The following is a 23,963-nucleotide window of genomic DNA, read 5'->3' on the forward strand; positions in this document are numbered from 1 at the left end:
TTAATCGACCGCTTTTCGGACGATGCCGCAGGGGGCCATAATGGGCGACATGTCGCGTGAACCGTCGATGGAGGACATACTATCGTCGATTCGGCGCGTCATCGCGCGCGACGAAGCCCCCGGCGCGGTACGCGAAGTCCGCGCCCCGGCGTCCGAGGATGTGCTCGAACTTCACGACGAAGAGGATGAGGCCGAGGGTGCAGCCCCCGTCGCCGGCGAAGAAGAGCTTGTCTCCGCCGCCAGCGCCGACGCCGCGCGGCAGTCGCTCGAAGCGCTGACCGCCGCGGTGACCCCGGCGGTCGCCGCCGCGGTGTCCGCCCCCGCCGCGACCGCCCGCACGATGGAAGATGTCGTCCTCGACGCGCTGCGCCCGATGCTCAAGGATTGGCTCGACACCAACCTGCCGCCGCTCGTCGAAGCGATGGTGGCGAAGGAAATCAGCCGGATTACCGGCAAGAAATTCTGAGGTCCGAATCGCCTCGTCAGGCGCTGTGCCGCTTGGCGAAGCGAAGGCCGACCCACCAAAATAAGAGAAACATCACGGCCTGATAAGCGGACACGATCCGGCTGTCGGGAAAGATGACCTGCGGCACGACGATCAACAGGACGCCTATTCCGGTATAGAGGAAAGTCAGGACGCAGCCCGCCAAAGTGGCTGGCATATAAGAGATGCCAGCCTTCTCGAAGAGGATATGCTTCCTCCTCTTCGTCAACCCGCCCAATCCTCCAGCAGATATCTTGCGATCGCCAGCGGCGGCGGCGCCATGAACGGCGCGCCCATGTCGCCCGCCAGCGCCGCGCGCACCTCGGTGCGGTCGACCCACATCGCCGCCTCGATCTCGGTCGTGTCGAGGGTCAGCGCCGGATCGTCCGTCACCGCGCGCGCGCCGATCATCAGCGACGAGGGGAAGGGCCAGGGCTGGCTCGCCACATAGCACACGTCCGACACGCGGATCCCCGCCTCCTCGAACAATTCGCGCGCCACCGCTTCCTCGAGCGATTCGCCCGGCTCGACGAACCCCGCGAGCGCCGAAAAGAAACCCGGCGGGAAGCCGCCCTGCCGCCCGACGAGCACCCGGTCCTCGCATTCGGCGAGCATGATCACCACCGGGTCGACGCGCGGAAAATGTTCGGCGTTGCACGTCGCGCACTGGCGGCCCCAGCCGCCGCGGAACAACGCGCTCGGGTTCCCGCACACCGCGCAGAAGCGGTGCCGCGCATGCCAGTCGACCAGGCTGCGCGCGCCGCCATAAAGCGCCGCTTCCTCGCCCGACAGCAACGGCAACAGCCGCATCACGGTGCGCGAGCGCGCGTCGATCCGCTGGCTCGGCGCGGGTTCGCGCACGAAATGCGGCACCCCCGCCTCGTCGATCCCCAGCAGCATCGGCGCGCGATCGTCGGCGGGATCGAAGGCCTCCCAGAGCAGCCCCCCGCCCTCGCCGGGCACGAAGTCGATCCCGTCGAGCACGAGGCATCGCGCGCGCGGATCGGCCGCGACCGCCGCGAAGGCGGCGGCGTCGGTGCGAACCTGGTCGGCGCGGTCGAGCCGCGCCCCGGTGAACCCCAGCGGCAGCGGCATCAGCCGAGGACGTCCTTGATCACGGTCTCGCCGAACTTCGCCTGGAACGAGACGGTTTCGGGCGGCATGATCTGCGTATAGCCGCCGACGCGATAGCCGAGCTTGCGGTGGACGAAGCCGATCGTCCCCGCCGCGCCCGCCCAGCCGAACAGCCCCTCGCCGCCCGGCGAGGTCGGCAGCGACACGCGGCCGCCGGCGCCGAACCCCTGCCCGTCGACGAAGGTCCCTTTGCGGTCGACCGCGTCGCTCAGCATGTTCGACATCGCCAGCCGCGCGGTCTCGACCTTCATCACCCTTCTGCCACCGGTTTCGCCTTCCCCCAGCAACATCGCGAGAAAACGGTCGTAATCGCGCGCGCTCGACACAAGACCCCCGCCGCCGAACGGATAGGGCGGCTTGTCGAGATAGATCGAACTCGTCGCCGGGTCGAAGGGGATCAGCGCCCCGGCGAACGCCGCATAATTGCTCGTGAAGCGCCCGACGTCCTTCGCCGCGACCATGAACCCCGTGCTCGTCATGCCGAGCGGATCGAACAGCCGCGCCTTCAAAAAGGCGTCGAAGCTCTGCCCCGACACCACCTCGATCACCCGCCCCATCAGGTCGAGCCCGATCGAATAGCTCCATTTCGTCCCCGGCTCATAGACGAGCGGCAGCGCCGCGAGCCGGTCGGCCATCGCGGCAAGACTGGGCGCCGGGGTGACCGGCGGGAAGCCCGGCAGCGCCACCTTGCTCGCCTGCCCGCCGACGATGCCATTGTCGTCATAGGCCTTTTTGATCGGCCCCTTCTGGATGATGTTATAGCCGAGCCCCGCGGTGTGGGTCAGCAGGTGCCGCACCGTGATCATCGTCCTGGCGGGATGCACGGCGGTGATCGACCCGTCGGGGACATCCTGCACCTGCATCTTCGCAAAAGCGGGCAGGAAGTCGGCGATCGGCTGGTCGAGCGTCATCTTGCCGTCCTCGATCAGCAGCATCGCGGCGATGCCGGTGACCGGCTTGGTCATCGAATAGAGCCGCCACAAGGTGTCGGGACCGACCGGCACCCCATCGCTCAGCGACTGCACCCCGGCGCCGAAGAAGGCGGCGTCCTCTTGCCCCTTGCCGATCGCGGCGAGGGTGCCGGCGAGTTCGCGGCGGTCGACGAAGCCCTTGATGAATTCGTGCGTCGCGGGATAGAGTTGCGCCCCGCCTTCCTTCCACGCCCACGCCGCATGGGGGAGCAGCAGGCCGCCGCCGCCAAGCGCGAGGCCGCCGAGCATCGCGCGGCGCGAAACCATCATGTTCATGCATCTCTCTCCAGCATCTTGTCGGTCAGTTTGCGATAGAGCGTCGGCAGCCCCGCCGCGTCAAGCTCCGCGATCGGCCACCACAGGCCTTCCGCTGCGGCATCGCGCGATTCGGGCGGAACTTGGCGGCGCACCAGCACCAGCGTCAGGTCGAAATGGGTGAAGCCATGGTCGACCGACACCAGTCCCGACTCGCCCGGTGGCGCATCGCTCCACTCCCCGCCGGGCAGCGCGCGCATCCCGCCGAGCATGCCCTTGTCGGGGCGCTTGACCAGCCAGACCTGCCCGTCGCGCTCGATCCACCAGGCGACGCCATGCCGCCACGGCTTGGCCTTCTTCGGCGGCTTGACCGGCAACCGGTCGATGTCGGCGCGGCCGCGCGCGCGGCAATCGGCCGTCACCGGACAGATGCCGCACGCCGGGCTGCGCGGGGTGCAGATGGTCGCGCCAAGGTCCATCAGCGCCTGCGCGAAATCGCCCGGACGATCGCCTGGCACCAGCGGCGCCAACTCGCGTTTGATGTCGCGCTTGGCGGCGGGAAGCGGGGTCTCGATCAGCCGGTGGCGCGCGATCACCCGTTCGATATTGGCGTCGACCACCACCGCCGGCCGGCCGAAGGCGATCGCCGCGACCGCCGCCGCGGTATAGTCGCCGACCCCGGGCAAGGCGCGCAGCCCGGCCTCGCTGTCCGGAAAGACGCCGCCATGCTCGCCCACCACCGCCCGTGCGCAGGCGAGCAGGTTGCGCGCGCGGGCATAATAGCCGAGCCCCGCCCACGCCGCCATGACGTCGGCGTCGTCCGCCGCGGCGAGGTCGGCAACGGTCGGCCAGCGCGCCGTGAAGCGCTCGAAATAGGCCGCCACCGCCGCGACGGTCGTCTGCTGCAGCATGATCTCGGCCATCCACACGCGATAGGGGTCGGGCACCGCATCGCTGCCCGGCGGCACCCGCCAGGGCAGCACCCGCGCCGCGCGGTCGTACCAGCCGAGCAGGCGCGCCGCGAAGTCTGAAGTCTGGACGCTCACCCCCCGCCTATGGCATGGCGCTCCCGATGGCGAAAGACGCGAGCGACGACGGCCCGGCCGCAAAGCCCAAGGCGAAGAAGGCGGCAAAACCCACCAAGCCGAAGCCGCGCCCTTATGAACGCCCGCGCGGCGGCGAGGCGCGCTCGATTGCCGACCTCGTCCCCGAAATCGGCCGCACCGCCTTTCGCAAATTCGGCTTCATCCAAAGCTCGGTGGTCAGCCGCTGGCGCGAGATCGTCGGCGAAAAGCTCGCCGACGTGACACAGCCCGCGATGATCCGCTTTCCCGTCGGGCAAAAGGCCGGCGGCACGCTCCACCTGACGATCAGCGGCGCCCACGCCCCGATGCTCCAGCATGTCGCCCCCGACCTCATCGCCGCGGTCAACCGCTTCTTCGGCTATGCCGCGATCGCCCATGTCCGCATGGCGCACGGCCATGTCACCCCGGCGCCCGCCGTTCAGCAACCGGCAATGCTCAAGCCGGTACCCGCCGAACTGGGGGACAGTTTGCGCGACATCGGCGACCCCGAGCTTCGGACCGTCCTCGAACGGATGGCCGCCGGGCTCGGCGCCGCGCCCAAAATCCCCCGCATCAGTTGAGGAAGAACCAGGTCGCCATGTTCGCCGCCCGTCTGAAAATGCCCGTCGCACTGGCCGCGCTCGGTATCGCCGCCTTCGCCCTCCAGCCGGCTATTTCAACGGCCAAGCCCGCCGCGAAGCCCGCCGCCAAGGCTGCCCCCGTCGGTCCGCGCTGGTCAGCGACGGTGACGACGAGTTCGATCGGCGCCTATCTCGTCGGCAACCCCGATGCGAAGGTGAAGCTGGTCGAATATTTCAGCTACACCTGCAGCCATTGCGCCGATTTCGCCACGCTGTCGGCGGTTCCGCTCAAGACGCTCTATGTCGACAAGGGGCTAGTCCTCTTCGAATATCGCAACCTCGTGCGCGACCCCGTCGACATGACCGCCGCGCTGCTCGCGCGCTGCGGCGGGAGCAAGGCGTTCGCAGGCAATCACCAGGCGATCTTCGCCGCACAGCCGGCATGGCTCGGCAAGGTCGTCAAGGCGACCGACAAGCAGAAGACGAGCTGGTTCGAAGGCACCACCGGCGAGCGCGCGCGCAAGATCGCCGCCGACACCGGGCTCGCCGCGATCATGACCGCGCGCGGCTATACGGCGGCGCAGCAGAATGCCTGCCTCGACGACGGGGTCGCGCAGGCCGAACTCACCGGCATGACCAATATCGGCCGCAATGCCGACCGCGTCACGGGCACACCCACCTTCTACATCAACGGCCGCGATGCCGAAGTCACCACCTGGCCGGCGATCAAATCGCAACTCGACCTTGCGCTCAAACCTTCCTAAAAGCGCCGCATTCCCCGATTTGGAGAGACACAGACCATGATGCGTACCTTGCTCCTGACCTCGATGGCCGCGCTTGCCCTGGCCGCGTGCGGCGACACCAAGACCGATCCCGCCAAGGAACAGGCGGCGATCGCCAAGGTCGCCGCGCCCGCGGGCAAGAGCTGGTCGCAGACCGTCGTCAAGACCCCCGAGGGCGGCTATCTGATGGGCAACCCCGACGCCCCGATCAAGCTCGTCGAATATGGCTCTTTGACCTGTTCGCACTGCGCCGATTTCTCGAACGAAAGCCATGAGGAACTGTCGCGCGACTTCGTCGACACCGGCCGCGTCAGCTTCGAAATGCGCAACTATGTCCGCGACGGCATCGACGCGACCGCCGCCGCCGTCATCCACTGCGCCCCGGCCGAACGCTATTTCCCGCTGTTGGAAAACACCTTCGCCGCGCAGGCCGAAATCTTCGCCAATGCGCAGGCCAATGAAGCCGGCTTCCAGGCGGCGATGCAGCTGGCGCCGAACCAGCGCTTCCCGGCGCTCGCCAAGGCGATCAAGCTCGACCAGTTCTTCCAGGCGCGCGGCATGACCGCCGACCAGATCAACAGCTGTCTCGGCAACATCGCCAACATCGAAGCGCTCGAAAAGGGCGTCAACGCCGCCAACGAGAAATATAATATCGCGGGCACGCCGACCTTCCTCATCAACGGCGCGGTTGCCGAAGGCATCGGCACCTGGCCGGTGCTGCGCGACCGCCTGAAGACGCTCGGCGCGCGCTGATCGCATGTTTCGCCCTCCCCTTCAGGGGAGGGCAGCGAGACTTGGCAGCTTGCTGCCTAGTCGCAGCGGGTGGGGTTTTTCGGCCTTGCGCTACGCCGCGAGCCCCCACCCCAACCCCCTCCCTGAAGGGACCTATATACGTGTGTGACCTAGCGGCTATTCGCCGCGCTCAACCTTGTTCCACGTGTGTGTGATTACAGCTTCTGCCGCGTCTACAATTTCGGCGCGCAGCGGCCCCCTATCGGCCTCGTAGCCCGCTTTCGCAAATTCCTCGACTGCCATGGCTAGCCTGTCGTGCATCGCGTTGCCGGTACGCAAGCGCAGCCGTACCCTATGGCGAGCCGCTTGAAGCTCGATGTTCTTATCGCGCAAGAGTTCGTCGGTTGATCTCTGAGTCACCATGCCGCCCGGATCGATCCTAGCTTGGTCCCTCATTATCATCATGCGGCTCTCTTTTAGCGCGATGAAATGAGCTACATCGTCGCGCAGCGCGTCAATCCACGCCTGCCTATTGCTGCTTACGGCTAACTTCCTTGCATACTTGTACGCCAAGAACGGCCCGACCGCCGCAACCAGCAGCGTCAAAATTTGCAGAATGAGCGTGGCAGTTTCCATGAGACACTCGCTTTCCTGAGAAGCCCGGCGGGTTGGGCCGGGCTGCCGTTTTAGAGGTCGTACTTTTTAGCGGGTAACATGCTCTTGATCTGCTCTAGGCGCTGGATCAACTCCGCCAAGTCATCTGGATTATCAATCACCGTTTCAATCCGCACGGTTTCGAAATCGAAGATCGGCTTCGTGGAATTGAGAGCGATCTCGTTTCGCGGGGCTGGCTTCTGCTTCGCCTTACCCTCACCAGTGGGTGGGTCTTCGACTTCGATCACGTCATCATCCTCATCTTCAAGGACTTCATCGTCCTCGTGATTAGAATCTGACGCATCAGCGGGCGCTTCTCCATAGCTTTCGGAAACGCCATTCGCTGCTAAATAAGCGTTTGTCTCGCTGTAACTCTTCAAGACCGGTCCCACCGCCGCGTCAGTGAACCCCTCCTTCATCAGAAAGGAAGTGATGGTTTTATCCGATGGGGCGTCGAACGACTCTCTAATGCGACGGAACAACCCCGGCGAAGCCGCTGCCGCACTGATCGCCGCACCCTTTTCGGCATCGTCGATTCCGTGCAAGACCGACACCGCCGTTTTCGACACGCGCACCTTGCCCTTCCCTACCTTGTCCAAAAGGCCATACTGACTGAGAGCGCCGAGCAATTTTAATGTTCGCCCGTTTAAGCCCGAAAAGCCCATGTGTTCAGCCGCTACCGCCTTGTCGATGATATTGGTTCGATCAGATTTGAATATTTTATCAACATAATCAACAGCTTGCCCCAAAGGGATTGCCGGGTAGTTGGGGCTGCGCATCCGTGTCATCGTCGTTCTCCGCTCGGCTTGATGTGGCTTACTAAACTCTAAGCCACATTTTTGCAAGGAAAACGACTTGCGCCGCGCAGGGAAGGGCGTTAACGATCTCTGCGCACGCCGACTCCTTGAACTGGGGCGCGTCAGGAGTGAAGCCGATGTGAGGAAGAAACGGGGACCGCGACCAACGATAGGCCGCTCATAACGAAAAAGGCCGACCTTTCGGTCGACCTCTCCGTAGTTTCAATCAGGGCGTCAACCGCCGCGATCTCCACCGCTCACAACGTCGGAATCGCACGGTTGGCGTCCAAATTCAAGGACAAAGAGCCATGGTGTACGTCACCGGGTATCTGCGTATCCGCTTCCGCCGCGTTGAGCGGGTGCGGCCGCACTACCGCCGCCGATAGCCTAGACGACTAATCGTCCGCCGGTTTCGGCGTTTCTGCAATTCCTGGGGGCGGATTTTTCCGCCTCCTTTTTTTTGCCAGTTCCTCGACCTCGTCGGGATTGGTTTGCATGAAGCGGGCGAGCGCTTCGTCAAAAGGCATATCCAGCCCGAGCGGCTTTTCCCTCGGCCCTTTCATGCGATCAGTTCCTTGTAACGAAGGCGACCATTGGTTTCGGCCAACAGCGCGTTCACGCGGGCGCCTTCACCCATTTCGCGCAGATTGAAGCGCCACGTCGATTCCGAGACGTAGGCGTTCAAATGCTTGGGGCTGACGAAATGGTGGATGCCGACAATCTGGCGCTTGAGCAAGGCCCAGAAGCCTTCAATGCCGTTCGTGTGGCAGTTGCCGACGACGTATTCGCCAGCGCTGTGGCGAACGACGCCGTGCGAATAGGTGCGGCCAAGGTGACGGTAGCCCGAATGCTCGTCAGTCGAAACCAGCGTCGCGGTGGGCGACACGACCGCGTGGGCGAAGGTGTCCAGCGTCCGCGTGTCAGTGCGGTCGATAACCGTTGCCACGGCCTTGCCGCCGCGCTGTAGCGCGCCGATGACAGCAACCTTGCCGCTCGTGCCGGGGCCGTTCTTGGGGTCGCCCTTGTGACGGTTCACAGCCTTGCCACCGACATAGGTCTCGTCGATCTCGACTTCGCCGTCCAGCGGGCGGTTGAACGACTGGGTGCGGGCAGCATGGCGAAGGCGGTGCAGCATGAACCATGCGGTCTTTTGCGTGACGCCAATGTCCTTGGCCAACTGGGTGCTGGCGATGCCCTTCTTGTGCGAGGTAATCAGCCAGATTGCCATCATCCACTTGCGCAGTTCGATCTTCGTGTCCTCGAAGATCGTGCCGACTTTGATGGAGAACCGCTTTTTGCAATCGCCGCACTTGTGGGTGCGCTTGTCCGAAAAGTGATAGACCTTCGTCGAGCCGCACAGCGGACAGAACGCGCCATCGGCCCAGCGGATCGCCGTAAAATGGTCAATCGCGCTCTGCTCGTCGGGGAACGCAGCCATCATCTGGAACAGCGTGTCGAAGGATTGGATGGCGGGTTTGTGTGTCATGCATTGTCCCTACCCCCATTTTGGAGTTGGGTCAAGCACGTATATAAGTCCCTCCCCTGAAGGGGAGGGGCTCATACCTTCCCAACCCCCTTGCGACTCCCCCGCCCGCGCGGCATGACGGACACCAAGGGGGATATGTGACACTTGGGTTGCATCATCTGCGATTCGGCCGACTGCACGGAATCCATCCGTGCAGATAAAACGCCTGCGCCTGACCGGTTTCAAAAGCTTCGTCGAACCCACCGAATTGCGCATCGAACCCGGGCTGACCGGGGTCGTCGGCCCCAATGGCTGCGGCAAGTCGAACCTGCTCGAGGCGATCCGCTGGGTGATGGGCGAATCCAGCCCCAAATCGATGCGCGGCGGCGGCATGGAGGATGTCATCTTCGCCGGCACGTCGCAGCGCCCGCCGCGCGATTTCGCCGAGGTCGCGATCCATTGCGACACCGAGGGCGACATCGTCGCCGGCCTGTCCGACGCCAGCGAAGGCCATGAGCTCGAGATCATCCGCCGCATCGAGCGCGGGGCGGGCAGCGCCTACCGCGCCAACGGCCGCGACGTGCGCGCCAAGGACGTCGCGCTGATCTTCGCCGATGCCGCCACCGGCGCACACAGCCCGGCGCTGGTCAGCCAGGGCAAGATCGCCAATGTCATTTCGGCCAAGCCGACCGACCGCCGCGCCATGCTCGAAGAGGCGGCGGGCATCGCCGGGCTGCACGTGCGCCGCAAGGACGCCGAACAAAAGCTCCGCGCCACCGAAACCAACCTCACCCGCCTGTCCGAAATCGTCGCCGACATGGAGGTGCGCGCCAATGCGCTGCGCCGTCAGGCGCGCGCCGCCGAGCGCTACAAGGCGCTCACCGAGCAGATCCGCGTCGCCGAGGGGCGGCTGATCTACGCGCGCTGGCGCGATGCCGCCGAAGCCGCCGATCAGGCGAAGCGCGACTGCGATGCCGCCGAAGCCGCCGTGCGCGACGCGCAACAAAAGCTCGACACCGTCGCGCGCGCGCAGACCGAGGTCGCGACCCGCGTCGCCGAGGCGCGCAGCGCCGCGCAGGCGCAGCGCGACGCGCTGGCCGACGCGACCGCGACGCAGGTGCGGCTCGCCGGCGAAGAACGCGCCGCGCGCCAGCGGCTCGACGACCTCGCCGCGCAGCAGCGGCGGATCGCCGACGACCGCAACCACGAAAGCAGCCTGGCGCGCGAAGCCCATGGCGCGCTCACCGATCTCGATGCCGAGACCAAGGCGCTGGCGCAGCAGCTCAGCGTCCACGAAGCCGGCAAGGCCGCGCTCGTCGAGGCCAGCCAGCAGGCGCAGGCGCTGCTCCGCGACGCCGAGGTCGCGCTCGCCCAGGCCCGCGCGCAGGCCGCGAGCGAAGCCGCCGACCGCCGCATCGCGGTCTCGGCACGCGACGCCGCGCAAACTTCGGTCCAGCGCATCGCCGCCGATACCCGGCGCGTCGAGGCCGAGGTAGCAGCGCTCGGCGACAGCGCCGACCTCGCGCGACGCCAGGTCGAGGCCGCCGATACGGCCGTCGAGGCCGAAGGCGCGATCGCCACCGCGGAGCAGGCGCTGCAGGGTGCCGAAGCCGACCGCGAAGCCGCCGCCGCGAGCCTCGGCGAAATCGAATCGGGCCTCGCCGAAGCGCGCGCCGCCTTCGCCGCGCTCGAAGGCGAGGCGACCACCCTCGCCCGCGCGCTCGCCGCCGCGAAATCCGACGCCAATCCGGTGCTCGACCAACTCCGCGTCACCCCCGGCTACGAAGCCGCGCTCGCCGCCGCGCTCGGCGACGATCTCGACGCCGGCACCGACGCCGAGGCCGAGCGCAGCTGGCGCGGTGCCGACAGGCAAGCGAACGACCCCGCCCTCCCCGCCGGCACCACCCCGCTCGCCGACGTCGTCCAGGCCCCCGCCGCCTTGCTCCGCCGCCTCGCCCAGGTCGCGGTCGCCGACAGCGACACCGGCCAGCCGCTCGCCGTCGGCCAGCGCCTCGTCACGCGTGACGGCGTCATGCGCCGCTGGGACGGCTTCGTCGCGCGCGGCGACGGCGCCACCGCGACCGAGCGCCTCGTCCGCCAGAACCGTCTCGAAGACCTCGCGGCGCAGCGCCCGCAGGTCGAACTCGGCGTCATGCAACTCGGCGACCGTCGCGACGCCGCCGCCGCGTCGCTCGCCGAGGCGACCGCCGCCGTGTCGGCGGCGCGCCGCGCCCTCGCCGAAGCCGACGAACGCCGCCGCACCGCGCTCCGCGCCGCCGACCAGGCGCAGGCCGCGCTCGACCGCCACCGCGACGCCGCCAGCCTGTTCGACCGCCGCCGCGCCGAGCTCGCCGCCGCCACGGCCGAGGCGGCAAAGGAGCTCGCCGACCGCGAAGCGGCGCTCGCCGCCTTGCCCGACGACCGCATCGCCCGCGCCGCGCTCGACGCGCAGGAAGCCGCCGCCGAACGCGCGCGGACCGACGCCGCCGCCGCGCGCGACGCGCAGGCCGCGCACGACCGCGCCTTCGCCGCCTTGAGCGAACGCCAGGCGGTCGTCAGTGCCGAGATCAAGAGCTGGAAGGCGCGCGCCGGCGAGGCCGCGCGCCGCGTCACCGAGATGGACAAACGCGCCGAGGCGCTCGCCGCCGAGGCCGCCAAGCTGGTCGACCTTCCCGACAAGCTCGCCGGACAGCGCGCCGAGGTCGAAGCGAAACAGGCGAGCCTGCGCGAACAGGTGACCGCCGCCGAGGCGCAGGAGCGCGCCGCCGAGGCCGCGCTGCGCGAGGCCGAGGCCGCGCTCGGCCTGATCCGCGAAACCCTCGCCAGCGCGCGCGAAACCCGCGCCGGCGCCGTCGCGCGCTCCGAAAATGCCGAACTGCGCCGCATCGAAATGGGCCGTCTGTCGGGCGAACGCTTCGAATGCCCGCCGCCGCTGCTGCCGCAAAAGGCCGGCTTCGAAAGCGCCGGCGTCGGCGAGGCGAGCGCCGAATCGGCGCAGCACGACCGGCTGATCGCCGACCGCGAACGCCTCGGCCCGGTCAACCTCGTCGCCGCCGACGAATTGCTCGAACTCGACACCGAACGCGAAAAAAGCGCCGCCGAGATCGAGGAGCTGCAACAGGCGGTCAACCGCCTGCGCGGCTCGATCGGCAACCTCAACCGCGAGGGCCGTGTCCGACTGCTCGCGGCGTTCGAGACGGTGAACGGCCATTTCCAGCGCCTCTTCACCACGCTGTTCAACGGCGGCCAGGCGCATCTCGAACTCGTCGATTCGGACGATCCGCTCGAAGCCGGGCTCGAAATCATGGCGCAGCCGCCGGGCAAGCGCCTCGGCACGCTGACCCTGCTGTCGGGCGGCGAACAGGCGCTGACCGCCGTGGCGCTGATCTTCGGCCTCTTCCTCACCAACCCCGCGCCGATCTGCGTCCTCGACGAGGTCGACGCGCCGCTCGACGACGCCAATATCGAACGCTTCTGCGACCTGCTCGACCGCATGACGCGCGAGACCAACACCCGCTACCTGATCGTCTCGCACAATGCGGTGACGATGGCGCGCATGCACCGCCTCTATGGCGTGACGATGGTCGAAAAGGGCGTCAGCCGCCTCGTCTCGGTCGATCTCGGCGGCGCGGAAGAATTGTTGGCGGCCGAATAATCCTCCCTGTCGCGAAGCGATGGGGAGGGGACCGCCGCGAAGCGGGGTGGAGGGGCCGCGACGGTGCGTCATCGCCCCTCCGTCAGCGGCTAAAGCCGCTGCCACCTCCCCATGCCTGCGGCACAGGGAGGATCAGCTCAGGGCGCATTCCCCACCACCAGCATCGCCGCGAACACCAGCAGCCCGGCAAAGCGGTTGCTGCGGAATTTCGCCAGCGCGTCGGCGCCATTGTCGGGGTCGAGCGTCACCACCTGCCCGGCGAGGTGCAGCGCCGCGGGCACCAGCGCGACGAACACCAGCGGGTCGGGCCGCACGCTCCACAGCGCCCCCGCCCAGCCCGCGAGCGCGAAACCATAGCAGAGCGCGACCCCGGCCTTCACATGCCGCCCCATCGCGCGCGCGCTCGACTTCACCCCGACCAGCGCATCGTCCTCGATATCCTGCAGCGCATAGATGGTGTCATAGCCGATCACCCACGCGATGCAGCCGGCATAGAGCAAGGGCAGCGCCAGGCCGGTCGGCTGCCCCCCCACCGCCGCCCAGCCGACGAGCGCGCCCCAGCTGAACACCAGCCCCAGCCACGCCTGCGGCCACCAGGTGATGCGCTTCATGAACGGGTAAGCCGCGACCAGCGCGAGGCTGAGCAGCGCGATCAGCTGCGCGCGCAGCGGCAATTGCACCAGCACCAGCAGCCCGACGAGCGACAGCAGCACCGTCCACAACCAGGCGCCCCGCACCGACACCGCCCCGCTCGCCACCGGCCGCGACGCGGTGCGTGCGACCTGCGCGTCGAGGTCGCGGTCGACGATGTCGTTATAGACGCAGCCCGCGCCGCGCATGACGATCGCGCCGAGCAGCATCCACAGGAGCAACGGCCAATGGCTCGCCGCGCCGCCCGCGAGTGCCAGCCCGAAGGTGCACGGCCAATAGAGCAGCCACCAGCCGATCGGCCGGTCGAACCGCGCGAGCAGCGCATAGGGCCGCGCGGCGGCGGGAAGCAACGCGACAAAACCGCGAAGCTGGCTGTCGGGAGGCGGGGCGGCGGTCATCGGCGTCCGCGCGATAGCAGCCGCCGCGTCCGCAACAAATGATTATTGCGACAGCCGCCGCGCGCCGGTCAGGTGCAGGCCGACTTGGTCGCCACCGGCGCGTCGTTGTAAACGCCGTCGCTGTTCGCGCTCGGCCCGCGCAGGTCGCGCGCCTCGCGAATGTTGAACGCCGCGGTCGAGCGGATCGTCTTGGCGCCGAGCCACTTGCCATAGAGCATGGGCGTATAGCGATAGGTGATCTCGACGAACATGACCGCGGTGCCTTCGGATGCCGCCACCTGCCGGCCCGCCGGCCCCATGCCCGCCAGCGCGGTACCGGTCTTGCCGGCGCCCTGCACGCCAAAGCTCGACGGCGCGTTGAGGTTGCCATAGCAGCGCTGCCAGTGGATCCATTGCCCGCCGTCGGTGTTGCGTTCGAGGCTCGACAGGATGATGCGCCCGTTGGCCCGGAAATTCATCCCGCCCGCCTGCTCCTCGACCCCGGTGAACACCGAGTTGATGTCGAGTTCGCGCACGCGCGGCAGCGACAGATTATTGCCATAGGCGATGCGCGACGCATTGTCGGCGGCGCTCAGCGCGATCTGGCTGACTCGCGTGTTGGCGAGCGTCAGATTGGCGATCTCGAGCCCGGCAAAGCCGATCAGGATCAGGAAGGGGATGGTGAACGCCATTTCGACGATGATCGTCGCACGGCTGTCGCGCGCGAGCCGGACCAGCGCGCGGCGCATCTTGCGGAAAGCGGGAGCGATCATGTGCAGATGACCTTGTTCGTCGAGGTTGCGGCGGCATAGGGCTGGTTGCGCAGCACGGTGCTCGCCTTGATCGTCGTTTTCTGCGACTGGCCGAGCATCGCCCAGACCGGCAGGATCCGGGTCACGTCCATCTTCGCCGAATAGACGACGACATCCTCGGCGCCGCCATTGCCGGTCTGGCCGCGGTCGGCATCCCAATTGCCGTTGCCGTTGACGTCCTGGAAACATTCGCCGGTGTCGTAGCGGCCGTTCTTGTTGCTGTCGGTGTAGTTTTCGGGATCGCCGATCTCGTCGTAGCTGTCATAGGCCTTGCGCGTGAAGGTCACATTGGCGTTCTTGAACACCTTTTTGACCTGCTTGCGCACCGCGGCGTCGAGCGCGGTCTGGCTGCTCGCATTACCCTCCAGCGTCGAGGCGCGCGCCGCCTGCGCCACCGAACCCGACAGCACCTGCTTCGCGTACATCTGCCACGAAAAATCGAAAATCCCCATGAGGATGAGCAGGAACAGCGGCGCCGTCAGCGCGAATTCGGTGATCGCGGTGCCGCGATTATCGCGCCGCAAACCACGGCGATGGGTCGGAAGACGGGTCATTGCGACAACCTCAACTTGGAAATCTGCCGTGCGATCGACTGGAAATTCTGGTTGAGCTGCGTCGCGTTCGCCGCCGAATAGGCCTTGTCCGCCGTCGCGCAGGTCGTCATTTGCGTGTTGAGCGCCAGGCCAAAGCTCACCACCCAGACGGTGATGTTCTTCGCTTTCGCCTTTTCGCACAATTGCAGGAAGCGATTGTTGTGCCGCGCCGTCAGCGTCGCGTCGTCGGTGCCGCCGACGCGCTTCATCGTCCACTCATAGCCCTGAAAGCCCAGGTTCCCCATGTTCGCCGACATGTCGCCATCCGTCATGAAGATGATGTGGCGCGCGATCGGACGATTGTTGGGTGCGGTCGCATTCTCGTCGGCGAACATCCCGTCCGCCGACAGGAGGCGAATGCCCCACACCATGCCCGAGTCGTGATAGGTACCGCCGACCGGCTGCAGCGAGTTGATATAGGTGTTGAACGTGGCGCGATTGGCCGCCGTCTGCGTGGTCAGCTTCATCGCCGCCGCCGGGCAAACGCCCCAGCCGCTGCCCCAATATTTCGAATAGCGCTGCCAGTTGCCCGAACTGCTGTCCTTGGTGACGTTCTTGTAATCGACCGTCACACCCGACGTCCCGGTCGATGACGGCGTACCGCTCGGACCGCTGGCGCGCGGAAAGGCAATCTCGGGGATGAGCAGCTTCCATTTGGTATTGTCGGCGCTGGTCGGCGCGGTATCGACGTCCATGTCGAGCGCCGTCGACGGCGCCGTGGCATTGGCCGCGAAGGGCGAAGCAGGGCCGCGTTCCATCACGCAGCCGCCCCAGGTCGCCGAATAGGCGGCGCCGAAATCGCCGGTGGTGGTCGACAGCGCCGTCCCGGTCTTGGCCGCGGTCACGTCGAAGCTATAATCGTTATAGATATAGTTCTGCTGGCGTTCCTCGGTCGTCGTCTGCTTCTGCGTCTGGATATATTCCATCTGACGCCGCTGCTCGTTGCATTGGTTCGACGCCCAGACATATTTATATTCGTAATAGCGATAGGCCTGTTTGACGTCCTTTGTCGTCGTGCGATAATCGTCGCCCGTCGTCTGGCCGGTCTGGGTCGTCGTCGACGATCCGCTTGTTGTCGTCGCCGAATTCGCCTTCGTCGCGGTCGAACAATTGCTGCTCGTCGCGGTTTTGTTGCCGACTTTCGTGATCGTCGTGCCGGTATTCGCCCAATCGACGACCATATAGGCCGTGCCGTTGGTCGCGGAACCATTGTTCACCGTCGATGCGTTGATCCACGTCGGCGGCTGCGCCTCTCGCGATGGCAGCGTCGTCGTGTTCGCCAGCCAGGCCGGGTTCTTGGCATAAAGGATCGAGCCGACATTCGCGGTCGAGCTGTACGGCACGACGCCGAACCGAAGCCTTCCGTCGCCGGTCTCGGCAGTCGTCAGCGTGTCGAAGAACGACATGGTGGCATTTTTCAGCGCGGTGATGCGGTTCACCGAGTCGCCCGAATTGACCGTCGACATCGATCCGGTGACGTCGAGCACGAGCATGATATCGGCGTTCGAAATCTCCAGCTTCGCACTGCAATTCACCGACAGGTTGAAATCGCCGAACCCGAAAATCTGCATCAACGCCGTCGGCAGGTTTGCCGTGGCGGTGCCGTTGACGGTCGAGGTGCCCTGCGCCACCGAGTTGAAGGTGACGCCGCTGCTGCCATATTTGGTACTGGGGTAGTTGAAGGTGAACATCTTGTTCGCCTCGGCCTGCGCGGCGGTGGTATAGGTCGTCCCCGCCATCGCGCGGCGGCCCGCGAGCACGCCGGCGTCGCAGGCCTGCTGCAGGCGCAGTTCGGCCATATAGGCGCGCCCGATATCGACGCCCGAACCGACGATGCCGATGATCGGCACGACGGCGGCGGCGGTCAGGAACATGGTGTTGCCGCGCTGGTCGCGCAGCAGTTTCCGGACGCCGCGCCAGATATCGCGGATCAAGGTCCCTCGCATGGTCACAACCCCTCTTCGCCAGGCACGCCGCCCCAACAGATGCGTGGCTGGTACCCTCGCACCTAGGACGGGACTGCTTACCAAAACGCTAATCGCGGCTTGCGCCCGCCGCGGCCGCTCCCCGATTCTGACCCGAATCGAGACAGATCCGGCGACTGACACCGCGGGATGTGCAAATTTCCGTCGTCTGCTATCGCGTCGGTCATGCCTGCTGTCCCCGCCTGGCCGCCCGCCAGCACCCCGCGCCTGTTCGTCGACACCCCGCTCAGCGCCGGGGCGAATCCGGTCATCGATGGCCCGGCGGCGCATTATCTGCTCAACGTGATGCGCGCGAAGGCCGGCGACCCGCTGCTGCTCTGCGACAATCGCAGCGGCGAATGGCTCGGCGTCGTCGCCGACACCGCCAAACGGTCGCTCACCGTCGCGATCGAGCGCCGGACGCGCCCGCTCGAGGCGGTACCCGACCTCTGGCTCTGCTTCGCGCCGGTCAAGAAGGCGCGGCTCGACTGGATCGTCGAGAAAGCGACCGAACTCGGCGTCGCGCGGCTGCAGCCGGTGATCACCGAACGCACGATCGTCGACCGCATCAACCGCGACCGGGTCGAGGCGCAGATCGTCGAGGCGTGCGAGCAATGCGGGCGCACCGCGCTGCCGACGCTCGCCGACGCGGTCAAGCTGCCGCGCCTGATCGCCGACTGGCCGGCGGACCGCGCGCTGCTGTTCGCCGACGAGGACGGCGGCCTGCCGATGGCGACGCTCGCCGCACCCGCGCCCGCGGCGATCCTGACCGGCCCGGAGGGCGGCTTCACGGCGCGCGAGCGCGACCTGTTGCTCGCCGCACCGGCAGTGAAACGCATGGCGCTCGGCCCGCGCATCCTGCGCGCCGAAACCGCCGCGATCGCCGCGACCGCGCTATGGATGGCGCAGCATGGCGATTGGGGTCGCGATTAGTCCTCCCTGTCGCGAAGCGATGGGGAGGGGGACCGTTCGCGAAGCGAATGGTGGAGGGGCCAGCGACGCAGCGCCAACGCCCCTCCGTCAGCGCTTCGCGCTGCCACCTCCCCATCGCTTCGCGACAGGGAGGATCACCGAACCACCCCCGATCCTGTCCCCATCCGACACAAATACGGTCGAAATTCACGATCCTTAACCCACTGTTAGCCACAAGCGCGCCATAGCGGGCCGATGCAACGGCAGGACCAGAGCCGATTTTGCCAGGGTGGGGCCCGGCACGTGCAGCATATGCGGGCGTTGATGGCGCTCGTCTGGCTGGCGCTCGCGCTCGTCGCGAGTCCGGCGCGCGCGCAGACGACGACGACCTACAGCAACACCACCACCGGCAACATCAACAACGCCACCACCTGCACCAGCCCGCTGGTCCGCAACTTCACCGTCGCGACCAGCTATATCGTCGGCGATGTCGATATCGGCATTCTTGCGACCCACAGTTGGCGCGGCGACATCCGGGTCACGCTCCAGTCGCCCGCGGGCACCCGCGTCCAGCTCGTCGACGGCGACACCGCCAATATCTCGGGCGACAATTTCAACGTTCGGCTCGACGACGGCGCCGCGACGACGGTCAACACCGACGGCAACACCGCCAATCATGCGACCAGCGCGCCGCCGTACCAGAACCAGTTCGCCCCCAATGCCGCGCTGTCGGCGTTCAACGGCCAGAATGCGCAGGGCAGCTGGCGGCTCGAGATCTGCGACCAATATCCCTCGGCCGACAATGGCAGCTTCACCCGCGCCGACCTCTATATTACCAGCCTGCCCGCCAACTATGCCGACCTGTCGCTGACCAAGACCGTCAGCAACGCCACCCCCGCCGGCGGTGCGAGCATCAGCTATACGCTCAGCGTCACCAACGCGAGCGGCTCGCCGCAGACCGCGACCGGGGTGACGGTGCAGGATGATTTGCCGGTCGGCTTCGCCTTCACCGGCGCCTCGGGCTTTGGCAGCTACAGCAGCGGCACGGGCGTGTGGACCGTCGGCAGCATTCCCGCCGGGACCACCCGCACCCTGACGATCAGCGGCACCGTCGCCGCGACATCGGGCGCCACGATCGTCAACAGCGCCGAAATCAGCGCCTCCTCGGTCGCCGACAGCGATTCGACCCCGAACAACGGCGTCACCGGCGAAGACGATTATGCCGCCGTCAGCTTCACCGTATCGGGTTCGCGTGTCGCCGGCATCGCGCCGGCGCTCGTCTGCCCGGCGGGCATCACGGTCCACGACTGGGACAGCATCGCCTGGTCGGCGGGCCAGACCAGCGGCAGCTATGCGCTCGCCAATATCGGCACGATGAATTTCAGCATCGCGATCAGCGGCGGATCGTTCCTCAACAACGCGACCTATGGCGGCCAGTCGCCAACGCGGCAGAATGTCGTCACCGGCGGGCTCTCGCCCGCCCAATATTCGATCTTCGAGATCGTCGACATGTCCAGCCAGTCGGGCATCGCGACATCGACCATCGCGCTGCCCACGGCGGTTCCCGGCGCGCAGTTCCGCCTGTTCGACATCGACTATGCCGCCGGCCAGTTCGCCGACCGCGTGACGGTGACGGGCAGTAACAACGGTGTGACCGTCCTGCCGACGCTGACCAACGGCGTCAGCAACTATGTCGTCGGCAACAGCGTCTATGGCGACACCGCCTCGGCCGACGCCAGCGCCAACGGCACCGTCGTGGTGACCTTTGCCGCACCGGTCGACACGATCACCATCGTCTATGGCAGCCACAGCCTCGCGCCGACCGATCCCGGCCAACAGGGGATGGCGATCCATGACATCAGCTTCTGCCGCCCGACCACCAGCCTCGCCTTCGCCAAGACGAGCAGCGTGGTCAGCGATCCGACGAACGGTACCACCAATCCCAAGGCGATCCCCGGCGCGGTCATGCGCTATTGCCTGCTCGTCACCAACACCGGCGGCGCCACCGCGACCGGCATCGCGATCGCCGACGCGATCCCCGCGACGCTGACTTACACCCCCGCCTCGCTGCGCAGCGGCACCAGCTGCGCCGGGGCGACGACGGTCGAGGACGACAATGCGACGGGCGCCGACGAAAGCGATCCCCATGGCGCGGCCTTCGCCGGCACCAGCGTGACCGCCACGACCGCGACGCTCGCCCCGGCGGCGGCGATGGCGATCGCCTTCACGGCGACGGTGAATTGACGATGCGGCCGATGCGTTTCCTTCCCGCCCTGCTCGCCGCGACGCTGGCGCTGACCGGCACCGCGCACGCGCAGCGCGTCATCGTCAATCCCTCGTTCGAAGCGAACGATCCCCAAGGGCCCGGCGCGGCCAATTACGAAGTCTACGCGAACGGCTCGGTCGCGGGCTGGGATTCGGTGTCGGGCGAGATCGAACTGTGGGACACGAATTTCCTCGGCGTCCCCGCCTATGACGGGTCGGTCTTCGCCGAAATGAACGCCAATGTTCCCGGCGCGCTCTATCAGAATATCTGCATGGTCAATGGCGAGACGATCGGCTGGACCTTCGCGCACCGCGCGCGCTCGGGCGGCCCGGCGACCCAGACCGCGCGCTTCCAGATCGCGAACAGCTCGGGCACGCTGATCCAGCTGCTCGCGACGCAGGCGTCGACCGTCAACAATGTGTGGAACGTCAACACCGGCACCGCGACCTACAGCGGCGCCTCGGGGGTCCAGCGCGTCCAGTTCATCACCACCGACGCGGGCAGCTACGGCAATCTCCTCGACGATATCCGGATCAGCCTCAACCCCTTCGTCGAGCTGTCGGCGGCCACCGGCGCGGGGGTCGAATCGATCCCGTCGGCGAACATCCCGGCGCTGCGGATCAGCGGCACTTTGTTCAGCGCACGCACCGTCAACGTCAGCATCACCGGCGGCACCGCGACGCGCGGTACCGACTATACGACGCCCGGCGGCGGGGCGAGCTTCACCGTCACCATCCCCGCCGGCACCTATCAGAACACCACCGTCCCGCTCGGCATCAATGTCATCGACGACACCGCGACCGAGGGCAGCGAGACGATCCAGATCGCGCTCGCCGCCGGCACCGGCTACACCGTGTCGAGCACCGCGAGCTGCGGCGGCACCCCGATCACTGCCGCCACTTACACCATCACCGACAATGATTCGCCCGTCGTGCTGACCAAGGCGTGGACCAACGGCATCGCGGCCGACGCGGTCAGCCTCGCGATCACCGGCGGCCTGGTCCCCACCGCGGGCAGCTCGACCGTCGGCGGGACGACCACCAACGCCACCACGGTCGCGGTCGCGGGGTCGACGCTGACCCTCACCGAAGCCTTCACCACCGGCGCGGCGGCGAATTACACCAGCAGCCTCGAATGCCGCCGCAACAGCGACAACGCCGTCGTCGCGACCGCGGGCACCGGGCTCAGCCGCACCGTGACGATGCCCAGCGGCACCTCGCTCACCTGCACCTGGACCAACGCGCGCAAATCGGCGACGCTGGTGGTGCGCAAGACCTGGGTCAACGCGCTGACCACCAACGCGGTCACCGTCGCGACCAGCGGCCTCACCAACAATGCCAGCATCGCTTCGGTCGCCAACAGCGCGAACGAGACCGACACCAATGCCGCGGTTACCGTCTATGCCGCCGAAAGCGCGACGCTGGCCGAGACATGGACCTCGGGCGACGGTGCCAATTATGCGCAGGCGCTCGCCTGCACCGGCAATGCCACCGCGCTCGCCGGCAGCCTTCTCACCGTCAACCCCGCCGACACCGCGATTATCTGCACCTTCACCAACAGCCGCATCGCGCAGCAGCTCCGTCTCGCCAAGGCGTGGAGCGGCGCGACGACCGGACATACCGCGAGCGCCACGACCAGCGGCGGCACCGCCAATGCCAGCTTCTCCTCGACCGCGCCGACCGCGACCAATGGCGGCTATGTCAACGTCCGCGCCGGCGATGTCGTCACGCTGCCCGCCGAAAGCTACGGCGGCGGCGCGGTCGCCGCGCTCTACAACGCCAGCGTCGAATGCACCGGCGGCAGCCCGCTCGCCAGCGGCGCCACCGGTCGCGCGCTGACGATCCAGGGCAGCACGACCGCGACCACCTGCACCTACACCAACGCCTATGTCCTGCCGCTGACGCTCGCCAAGACGTCGGTCGCCTACAGCGATCCGCAGAACGGCACGACCAATGCCAAGCTCATCCCCGGCGGCTTCGCGACCTACAGCCTCACCGTCACCGCGCCCGCGGGGACGCAGGCGACGGCGGGCAGCGTCATCGTCACCGACGCGCTGCCGACCAACCTCGCCTTGTTCGTCGGCACCTATGCCCCCGGCCCCGGCCCGATCGCCTTCGCGGCTGGGTCGAGCGGCCTGACCTACAGCTTCACCAGCCTCGCCAGCACGTCGGACGATCTCAGCTTCTCGAACAACAATGGCGCCAGTTTCACCTACACGCCGGTCGCCGATGCCAATGGCGTCGACACCAATGTCACGCACATCCGCGTCAATCCCAAGGGCGGCATGGCGCCCGGATCGAGCTTCACGATCAACCTCCGCGCGATGGTCGAATAGCGGGTCGCCGGGGGCATTCAGCCCCGATTGCATTCTATACCGAATAGTCTAGATGGCGCGACATGAGCACGCGCACCGCCTCGGACAGCAACGATCCCATCGTCGAAAACCGCGACCAGCTCGCGGTCCCCATGATCAAGGGCGAGAAGCCCAAGGATCGCTGGCGCATCGGCACCGAGCACGAGAAGTTCGTCTATCGCACCGCCGATCATCGCGCGCCGAGCTATGACGAACCCGGCGGCATCCACGACCTGCTCATGGCGCTCACCCGCTTCGGCTGGGAACCGGTGATCGAGGGCGGCAAGGTGATCGCGCTCGCGGGCAGCGACGGCACCGTCAGCCTCGAACCCGCAGGCCAATTGGAACTGTCAGGCGCGCCGCTCGAAAATCTCCACCAGACCTGCGCCGAAACCGGCCGCCACCTCAAGCAAGTGAAAGAGGTCGGCGCCGAACTCGGACTCGGCTTCCTCGGGGTCGGCATGTGGCCCGACAAGACCCGCGCCGAGCTGCCGATCATGCCCAAGGGCCGCTACAAGATCATGCTCGACCATATGCCCCGCGTCGGCACCATGGGGCTCGACATGATGCTGCGCACCTGCACCATCCAGACCAACCTCGACTATTCGTCCGAGGCCGACATGGTGCAGAAATTCCGGGTTTCGCTCGCGCTGCAACCGCTCGCCACCGCGCTCTTCGCTTCCTCGCCCTTCACCGAGGGCAAGCCCAACGGCTATATGTCGTACCGCAGCCATATCTGGACCGACACCGACCCCGCGCGCACCGGCATGCTGCCCTTCGTGTTCGAGCAGGGCTTCGGCTATGAGCGCTATGTCGACTATATGCTCGACGTGCCGATGTATTTCGTCTTCCGCGACGGCAAATATATCGACGCCGCGGGGCTCAGTTTCCGCGACTTCATGAAGGGCGAGCTCGCAGTCCTCCCCGGCGAACTGCCGCGCCTCAGCGACTGGAACGACCATCTCTCGACCGCCTTCCCCGAGGTGCGGCTCAAGAGCTTCCTCGAAATGCGCGGCGCCGACGGCGGTCCGTGGAACCGCATCTGCGCGCTCCCCGCTCTGTGGGTCGGGCTGCTCTACGACCAGGGCGCACTCGACGCCGCGTGGGATCTCGTCAAAAACTGGAGCATCGCGGAGCAACAGGCGCTGCGCGACGCCGTCCCCAGCGAAGGTCTCGACGCCCCCGCGCCCGGTGGCGGCACCGTCGGCGAATTGGCGCACCGCGTCCTCGACATCGCCGCGGCGGGGCTGGCGGCACGCGGTGAGGTCAATTCGATGGGCGACAACGAGGTCGGCTTCCTCGAACCGCTGCGCCGCATCGCCAAGAGCGGCAAGTCGCCCGCACACGATCTGCTCGACCGCTACGAAGGCTCCTGGGGCCACGACCTGTCGAAGATCTACGACGAACTCAGCTTTTAATGCCGCGCGGACAGCCATTTGGCGTCCGCCACCTTTCATGATA

21 protein-coding genes are annotated in these 23,963 nt (G+C 66.9%); 9 read left to right on the plus strand and 12 right to left on the minus strand.

What is annotated here, in order from left to right; all coding sequences use genetic code 11:
- Nucleotides 1-40 precede the first annotated feature (40 nt).
- Nucleotides 41-466, plus strand: coding sequence for a DUF2497 domain-containing protein (locus EEB18_RS08870; RefSeq protein ID WP_187141978.1), 426 nt, complete (start codon nucleotides 41-43; stop codon nucleotides 464-466).
- Between the two features lie 16 nt (nucleotides 467-482).
- Here EEB18_RS08870 and EEB18_RS08875 read toward each other — a convergent pair whose 3' ends face one another.
- Genes EEB18_RS08875 through EEB18_RS08890 form a run of 4 tightly spaced genes read right to left on the minus strand, consistent with a single transcriptional unit; the run spans nucleotide 483 to nucleotide 3,890 of the window.
- Nucleotides 483-662 carry a hypothetical protein gene (locus tag EEB18_RS08875; RefSeq protein WP_187141979.1) on the minus strand — a complete coding sequence of 60 codons (180 nt, stop codon included), beginning with the start codon at nucleotides 660-662 and terminating at the stop codon, nucleotides 483-485.
- Nucleotides 663-709: 47 nt separating this feature from the next.
- On the minus strand, nucleotides 710-1,579 hold the full coding sequence (gene nudC, locus EEB18_RS08880; RefSeq protein ID WP_187141980.1) for an NAD(+) diphosphatase: 870 nt from the start codon (nucleotides 1,577-1,579) through the stop codon (nucleotides 710-712).
- Nucleotides 1,579-2,865 (minus strand): serine hydrolase domain-containing protein, encoded by a 1,287-nt coding sequence (locus tag EEB18_RS08885; RefSeq protein WP_187141981.1) that lies wholly within the window; start codon nucleotides 2,863-2,865, stop codon nucleotides 1,579-1,581. The genes nudC and EEB18_RS08885 overlap by 1 nt, the downstream gene beginning before the upstream one ends.
- The gene (locus tag EEB18_RS08890) at nucleotides 2,862-3,890 is read right to left on the minus strand and encodes an A/G-specific adenine glycosylase (protein ID WP_187141982.1); all 1,029 of its coding nucleotides are present in this window, start codon (nucleotides 3,888-3,890) and stop codon (nucleotides 2,862-2,864) included. Before EEB18_RS08890 ends, EEB18_RS08885 begins: the two co-directional genes overlap by 4 nt.
- Nucleotides 3,891-3,916: 26 nt before the next feature.
- On the opposite strand from EEB18_RS08890, the gene EEB18_RS08895 reads away from it, so the two are divergent.
- Genes EEB18_RS08895 through EEB18_RS08905 form a run of 3 tightly spaced genes read left to right on the plus strand, consistent with a single transcriptional unit; the run spans nucleotide 3,917 to nucleotide 6,024 of the window.
- A complete protein-coding gene (locus EEB18_RS08895) occupies nucleotides 3,917-4,489 on the plus strand; it encodes a DUF721 domain-containing protein (protein ID WP_187141983.1) in 573 nt (190 codons plus the stop codon).
- Between the two features lie 17 nt (nucleotides 4,490-4,506).
- Entirely contained in the window at nucleotides 4,507-5,253 is a 747-nt protein-coding gene (locus EEB18_RS08900) for a DsbA family protein (protein ID WP_262408172.1), read from the plus strand.
- A gap of 36 nt (nucleotides 5,254-5,289) precedes the next feature.
- On the plus strand, nucleotides 5,290-6,024 hold the full coding sequence (locus EEB18_RS08905) for a DsbA family protein (RefSeq protein ID WP_262408173.1): 735 nt from the start codon (nucleotides 5,290-5,292) through the stop codon (nucleotides 6,022-6,024).
- A 156-nt stretch (nucleotides 6,025-6,180) separates the two neighbouring features.
- Here EEB18_RS08905 and EEB18_RS08910 read toward each other — a convergent pair whose 3' ends face one another.
- The 4 genes from EEB18_RS08910 to EEB18_RS08925 all read right to left on the minus strand — a co-directional run bounded on the left by EEB18_RS08910 (nucleotide 6,181) and on the right by EEB18_RS08925 (nucleotide 8,940).
- Complete coding sequence (locus EEB18_RS08910) at nucleotides 6,181-6,639, minus strand: hypothetical protein (protein ID WP_187142462.1); 459 nt, start codon at nucleotides 6,637-6,639, stop codon at nucleotides 6,181-6,183.
- Nucleotides 6,640-6,689: 50 nt separating this feature from the next.
- Nucleotides 6,690-7,445, minus strand: a complete 756-nt coding sequence (locus EEB18_RS08915; RefSeq protein WP_187142463.1) for a hypothetical protein — start codon at nucleotides 7,443-7,445, stop codon at nucleotides 6,690-6,692.
- A gap of 404 nt (nucleotides 7,446-7,849) precedes the next feature.
- Nucleotides 7,850-8,017, minus strand: coding sequence for a hypothetical protein (locus EEB18_RS08920; RefSeq protein ID WP_187142464.1), 168 nt, complete (start codon nucleotides 8,015-8,017; stop codon nucleotides 7,850-7,852).
- Nucleotides 8,014-8,940 (minus strand): IS1595 family transposase, encoded by a 927-nt coding sequence (locus tag EEB18_RS08925; protein WP_187142465.1) that lies wholly within the window; start codon nucleotides 8,938-8,940, stop codon nucleotides 8,014-8,016. Before EEB18_RS08925 ends, EEB18_RS08920 begins: the two co-directional genes overlap by 4 nt.
- A gap of 190 nt (nucleotides 8,941-9,130) precedes the next feature.
- Here EEB18_RS08925 and smc point away from each other — a divergent pair, with 190 nt between their 5' ends.
- The gene (smc, locus tag EEB18_RS08930) at nucleotides 9,131-12,574 is read left to right on the plus strand and encodes a chromosome segregation protein SMC (RefSeq protein WP_187669103.1); all 3,444 of its coding nucleotides are present in this window, start codon (nucleotides 9,131-9,133) and stop codon (nucleotides 12,572-12,574) included.
- Nucleotides 12,575-12,711: 137 nt separating this feature from the next.
- On the opposite strand, the gene ubiA is transcribed toward smc, so the two are convergent.
- The 4 genes from ubiA to EEB18_RS08950 form a co-directional block, all read right to left on the minus strand.
- Entirely contained in the window at nucleotides 12,712-13,623 is a 912-nt protein-coding gene (gene ubiA, locus EEB18_RS08935; RefSeq protein WP_187140101.1) for a 4-hydroxybenzoate octaprenyltransferase, read from the minus strand.
- A gap of 68 nt (nucleotides 13,624-13,691) precedes the next feature.
- Complete coding sequence (locus EEB18_RS08940) at nucleotides 13,692-14,375, minus strand: TadE/TadG family type IV pilus assembly protein (protein ID WP_056344710.1); 684 nt, start codon at nucleotides 14,373-14,375, stop codon at nucleotides 13,692-13,694.
- Entirely contained in the window at nucleotides 14,372-14,968 is a 597-nt protein-coding gene (locus EEB18_RS08945; RefSeq protein WP_187140100.1) for a TadE/TadG family type IV pilus assembly protein, read from the minus strand. The genes EEB18_RS08940 and EEB18_RS08945 overlap by 4 nt, the downstream gene beginning before the upstream one ends.
- Complete coding sequence (locus EEB18_RS08950) at nucleotides 14,965-16,953, minus strand: TadE/TadG family type IV pilus assembly protein (protein ID WP_187140099.1); 1,989 nt, start codon at nucleotides 16,951-16,953, stop codon at nucleotides 14,965-14,967. Before EEB18_RS08950 ends, EEB18_RS08945 begins: the two co-directional genes overlap by 4 nt.
- Nucleotides 16,954-17,157: 204 nt before the next feature.
- Here EEB18_RS08950 and EEB18_RS08955 point away from each other — a divergent pair, with 204 nt between their 5' ends.
- The 4 genes from EEB18_RS08955 to EEB18_RS08970 all read left to right on the plus strand — a co-directional run bounded on the left by EEB18_RS08955 (nucleotide 17,158) and on the right by EEB18_RS08970 (nucleotide 23,920).
- Nucleotides 17,158-17,904 (plus strand): 16S rRNA (uracil(1498)-N(3))-methyltransferase, encoded by a 747-nt coding sequence (locus tag EEB18_RS08955; RefSeq protein ID WP_187140098.1) that lies wholly within the window; start codon nucleotides 17,158-17,160, stop codon nucleotides 17,902-17,904.
- 291 nt (nucleotides 17,905-18,195) lie between these two features.
- A complete protein-coding gene (locus EEB18_RS08960) occupies nucleotides 18,196-20,127 on the plus strand; it encodes a proprotein convertase P-domain-containing protein (RefSeq protein ID WP_262408230.1) in 1,932 nt (643 codons plus the stop codon).
- 11 nt (nucleotides 20,128-20,138) lie between these two features.
- Nucleotides 20,139-22,484 (plus strand): beta strand repeat-containing protein, encoded by a 2,346-nt coding sequence (locus EEB18_RS08965; RefSeq protein WP_187140097.1) that lies wholly within the window; start codon nucleotides 20,139-20,141, stop codon nucleotides 22,482-22,484.
- 62 nt (nucleotides 22,485-22,546) lie between these two features.
- On the plus strand, nucleotides 22,547-23,920 hold the full coding sequence (locus EEB18_RS08970; protein WP_187140096.1) for a glutamate--cysteine ligase: 1,374 nt from the start codon (nucleotides 22,547-22,549) through the stop codon (nucleotides 23,918-23,920).
- The last annotated feature ends 43 nt before the right edge of the window (nucleotides 23,921-23,963 follow it).

The sequence above is a fragment of the Sphingopyxis sp. OPL5 genome, from assembly GCF_003797775.2.
Taxonomy (GTDB): domain Bacteria; phylum Pseudomonadota; class Alphaproteobacteria; order Sphingomonadales; family Sphingomonadaceae; genus Sphingopyxis.